4 protein-coding genes and 1 pseudogene are annotated in these 4,627 nt (G+C 59.2%); 3 read left to right on the forward strand and 2 right to left on the reverse strand.

Translation table 11 applies throughout. The annotated features are described in order from the left end of the window. Window positions 1-64: 64 nt before the first annotated feature. Complete coding sequence (locus IVB13_RS09615) at window positions 65-373, forward strand: ThuA domain-containing protein (RefSeq protein WP_247488640.1); 309 nt, start codon at window positions 65-67, stop codon at window positions 371-373. Between the two features lie 88 nt (window positions 374-461). On the opposite strand, the gene IVB13_RS09620 is transcribed toward IVB13_RS09615, so the two are convergent. Beyond that, window positions 462-1,400 carry a LysR family transcriptional regulator gene (locus IVB13_RS09620; protein WP_247488629.1) on the reverse strand — a complete coding sequence of 313 codons (939 nt, stop codon included), beginning with the start codon at window positions 1,398-1,400 and terminating at the stop codon, window positions 462-464. 123 nt (window positions 1,401-1,523) lie between these two features. Between IVB13_RS09620 and IVB13_RS09625 the strand changes: the two genes are divergently transcribed. Together IVB13_RS09625 and IVB13_RS09630 are read left to right on the forward strand one after the other, a co-directional pair. After that, window positions 1,524-2,504, forward strand: coding sequence for a tripartite tricarboxylate transporter substrate-binding protein (locus IVB13_RS09625; RefSeq protein WP_247488630.1), 981 nt, complete (start codon window positions 1,524-1,526; stop codon window positions 2,502-2,504). A gap of 8 nt (window positions 2,505-2,512) precedes the next feature. Then, window positions 2,513-3,112, forward strand: a complete 600-nt coding sequence (locus IVB13_RS09630; RefSeq protein WP_247488632.1) for a protocatechuate 3,4-dioxygenase — start codon at window positions 2,513-2,515, stop codon at window positions 3,110-3,112. Window positions 3,113-3,438: 326 nt separating this feature from the next. Here the strand turns inward: IVB13_RS09630 and IVB13_RS09635 are convergent. Further along, window positions 3,439-4,487: pseudogene (locus tag IVB13_RS09635) on the reverse strand (adenylate/guanylate cyclase domain-containing protein); the annotation flags it as partial. Window positions 4,488-4,627: the final 140 nt, after the last annotated feature.

A 4,627-nucleotide genomic window follows, 5' to 3' on the forward strand; every position in this document is an offset into this window, starting at 1 on the left:
TCTTCTAACGGCGCTCACAGGTCTACGCACAAACAATCTGGTGGGCCTCGCAGCCCCGCTTACGGTGGACCTTGGCAAGACCGGCGTACATCAACGATTCTATGGCTGGCCTCTCACCTGGACCCGGTTCTATGGCGAGGGACGAGTATTCTATTCGGCGCTAGGCCACGAGCCGTCAGTTTGGCAGGACGCCCGCTACCAGCGAATCCTCACGAACGCTATCCTCTGGTCTATGCGAAGATCGCCCCAGGGAGACGCCGCCGCACTTCGCATTTGCGCCACCGCCGGATTCGTAGGCTGGTGTCGTGCCAGAGGTTCGGACCGTCTTGGTCCGCGACTTCCGCTCGGGTTCAGTCGCGTCGTTTGCCCTTGAGTTCGGGATTTCCGGTCTACCCCCGACTCCGGACGTCTAGCGGCAGTGCGCAAACTCGCGCTTTGGGCCAACAGCGGCCATGCGTTGATTAAGGCACGCGGACAAGCGACTTCGCGACTTCCCGCGTACAGTCGATGAACGCTACAACCGCGGGACTGAGTGTTCGATTTTTCAGGAACACAATCTCAGCCGAAATTCGGGGGCCTGGGGATTTTAGCGGCAAAACCCTCAAAGATCCCTGATGCGCGCTTAGTGCCGCGACCGACATCGGAAGAATTCCGACAAATTCGCCGCTCGCAATGAGCGAGACCGTGAGCTGGATTGCTATGGTTTTGACCAGCGGTCTCGGTGGTGAAAAGCCATTCGCTCGAAATACCTCGGCAACTAATGCGCCCGGCGCACTGTCATAGGGCGGCAAGACCCAATTGCGCTTGATGATGTCCGCGAGAGCAATTAGGCGCTTTCGCGCCAATTCGCGGTGCACTCCAACAACGAACACAAATGGCTCATCGAACAGGATTTCGGAATGGAAATCCTCCTGCTGGCCTGTGGCCCTCGTAATCAGCAGATCAATCTTGCGCTCACGAAGTTCCTGGACCTGATGTGCGCCAGGATTGGTCAATTTTACGTCCAGCTGCACGCCGGGATATTTTGCTGAAAAGTTTCGCACGATAGGTGGCACCAGAGTGTGAAGAATGATGTCGGTGCATCCAAGCCTCACCTCCCCGGAGTTCGGATCGGATAGATATTCGAGCGAGCGAAGACCTTGCTGCATCTCGTCGAAGACATTGATGCCGCAACGAAGCAGTACCTCGCCATGGGGGGTGAGTTCAGCGCCCTGCGAGTTGCGATCGAACAACCGCACCCCGAGCGTGCCTTCCATTTCGGATATCGCCTTTGAGACGGCGGGATGTGAAATCCTCAGCCTGGCGGCTGCCTTAGCCATGCTGCCGGTATCGGCAACGGCCATCAGAATATGAAGGTCGCGCAACTTGATGCGACGACCAATTCGATCCGACCAATCCATTGCGAGCCTTAACCTGGCGGTTACACGGATGCCGCAATTTTCGGTCTACCAGATAATGCTACGGCCGGCCAGAGTGACTGCGTCCGGTTATCGCCGGACCGAGCCCAACATCAGGACGATCCCATGATCACGAAACGAAGGCTTACATCGTTGGCGTGCACCGGTGGCCTCGCTGCCATTTTTCCAGATGTGATACGCACCGCTGCTGCCGAGACCGCTTCGCGCATGCTGGTGGGCTTCGGCGCCGGGGGCGCAATCGACGTGATCGCCCGGATGCTGGTCGAGGGAATGAAGAATTATGCCCCTTCGTTTATCGTCGACAATCGTCCCGGCGCCGGCGGCCGTCTCGCGCTCGGGGTGCTGAAAAGTGGCCCGACTGACGGCACAACCATGATCTTGGCGCCAGCCTCCAACTTCGCCGTGTACCCGCATGTCTACAAGACGCTGGGTTATGATGCGTTCGGAGATTTCGTCCCAGTCACGACCGTCTGTTCTTTTCCGTTCCTGATCACAGTGGGGCCGATGGTGCCTGCCGAAGTCAGGACACTGGCCGATTTCGTGAAATGGTCCGCAGCCAATCCCAAGCAGGCGAGCTATGGCACAGCGGCGGCGGGATCGATGCTGCATTTCACCGGCGTGACCCTGGCCAGGACCGGCGGGTTTGAATTCGTGCATCTGCCCTATGGCGGCCCCGGCGGCATCCAAGACCTGATCGGCGGTCGCATTGCCGCAACGATCTACCCGATCGGCACGGCACTTCCGCATGTGCAGTCCGGCGCCATCCGGGCGCTGGCGACGACCGGGGCGCAACGATCCCCACGGCTAATCGATGTACCGACCGTTCGGGATGCCGGATATCCGGCGCTCGAAGCCACCGAATGGTTTGGCGTCTTCGTTCCGGCAAATACGCCTGCCGTAACGGTAAGCCGCCTCAATGTGGCAATCCGCACGGCGGTGAATACCGACAGCTTCAAAACCGGGCTGGCTAAGCTTGCGATAGACCCCGCCGGCGAGACGCCACAGGAATTCGAGCAACTGGTCAAATCCGACTTCGATCGCTGGGGGCCGATCGTGCACGCCTCCGGCTTTACGCCAGAAGATTGAGGCGCGTCATGGTGGGCACAACAGACACAGACGGAATGCATGCGAGGGAGAACAGGCACCGGACACCGGACCAGATTCTGGGTCCGTACTTTCCGATGGGACATACGCCGGTCCCGCAAGCCGACCTGACCTCCGTGAATGGGGTCGATGGGTTCGCGAAGGGAGAAATCATCGAAGTCACGGGACGGATATTAAATCTCGCTGGCGAATCGGTTCGCAGCCTACCCGTGACGATCTGGCAGGCCAATACTTTCGGTCGCTACGACCACGGCAATGATCCCAATCCTGCGCCGCTGGACCCCAACTTCGTCGGTTGCGTCGGTGTTCAATCAGATGACGAGGGCTTCTATCGGATTAAGACGATAAAGCCTGGCGCCTATCCGGCAGGGCCCGACTGGATGCGGCCGCCCCATATTCACTTCGAGGTACACGGTCGGTTCGAACGGCTGATCACGCAGATGTATTTTCCTGACGAACCGCTCAATGCCTCCGATCGGCTGCTCAACGCAGCGATCCGTCCGGATTTGTTGATCGCAAAGCCGGTATCATCGGCAGATGGATGCGATCATCGCGTGCTGAATTTCGATATCGTCCTGTCAAGGGGCTAGAGGCTCTTAATAGTCATGCTTCAATAATTCACACCAGTTCGGGACAGGTTGAATGTCCGCTTCGGGTCCAATCGCGTCGGTTTGCCCGTGAGGCGATGACTTCCGGTCTAGCCGAATAAGCGGACGTGGTCAGATCGGGCCGGCATGTCTCGAACGGGCCACAAGCGGTTAACGCGCGACAGCGGGAAACAGGAAGCTGGGCGCGGCTGCGATCGAGATCTTACCAAGCCCGCCAAATAATTGTTTGTTGATGCCGTCGACAATCTTTGCGCGCGGTGCCGGGTCTTCTACTCTAATTGAATGCGGGCGCCCTTAGCACCGTTGAGTTACCGCTTGAGATGAAATCCGGCCAGCGCGTCCTCGGCATGCAGGCCGACCAGTGCAGCAAAGGCCGGCATCGCCGTTGCATCGCCGGCCTCAACCCTTGCGAAAGCCTGGACATATTGGGCGGTGGAAGGCGCCCTCAAAGCCGCGTCCTGAAGCGGCTCAAAAGCACGAAGCGGCCCGCTGCGCCCGCGCAACATAATCTCACCGACTGGCCGCCCCTGAAAATTGCCGGCGGCTCCGGCTGCCGCTGCGCTGACGCAAATGCGGGTGCCGAGATACTTCTTGGCGGCCTCGAGCCTTGCTGCGGTGTTGATGGTATCGCCATAGGCGGTGTAGTCGAAGGACCGACTGCCACCAAAGTTGCCGACCAGCGCAGACCCCGCATGGACACCGATACGCGTGGCACCAAAATCAACCCCCTTTTCTTTCCAGCGTTCTCGGAACATCTGGGCCCAGATGTCGAGGTCATGAGCGCAGCCAATGGCTTGCCGGGCATAGTCCGGCTGTTCGCCTGGCGCATTAAAGAGCACCTGGATCGCGTCGCCTATGGCCTTGGCAACCGTGCCCTCATGGGCGAACACGACATCGGTCATACCGCCCAGATATTCATTAAGCAGCGCGCCCAGCACTTCCGGGGCCACGGTTTCTACCAGTGAGGTGAAGTCGGTGATGTCGGTGATGTCGGTGAAGATGGTCGCAATCTCGCCCCAGTGCACTTCCATGCCGTCGCTGTTGCCGGTCGCCGCGAGACGGCTCGCGATCTGTGGCGAAAAATACCGCGACAACAAGGCGTGCGCGCGCTCGGCCTCCAGTTGGCGACGTCGGGCCTCGCGCATCGTCTCGACATGACGAATGGTCTTGTTGATCCTCATTTGAGGTCGCCGAAGTCGATTGGCTTGGTCAGGAAGTCGAACGCGCCGCGGTTCATCGCTGTACGGATGTTGCTCATGTCGCCGTAAGCGGAGACGATGATGGTCGACTTCTTGTCCTCGGCCTCCTGCAGCTTGGCCAGAAGCGAAAGCCCGTCCATCCTCGGCATATTGATGTCAATGTTCCGCCCGCATCGGTGTCCGGCCGAGCCATTGTCGGTGCCATCGAATTCGCACTAGGGGCTTGGACACAGGTCGCGCCGATTCAGTTTAAGTTGGTGAACGACAGTCCGGACCTTCGATTTCGCTTCGACGGGCT

Origin of the sequence: Bradyrhizobium sp. 17, from assembly GCF_023073515.1 — a bacterium.
Classification (GTDB): domain Bacteria; phylum Pseudomonadota; class Alphaproteobacteria; order Rhizobiales; family Xanthobacteraceae; genus Bradyrhizobium; species Bradyrhizobium canariense_D.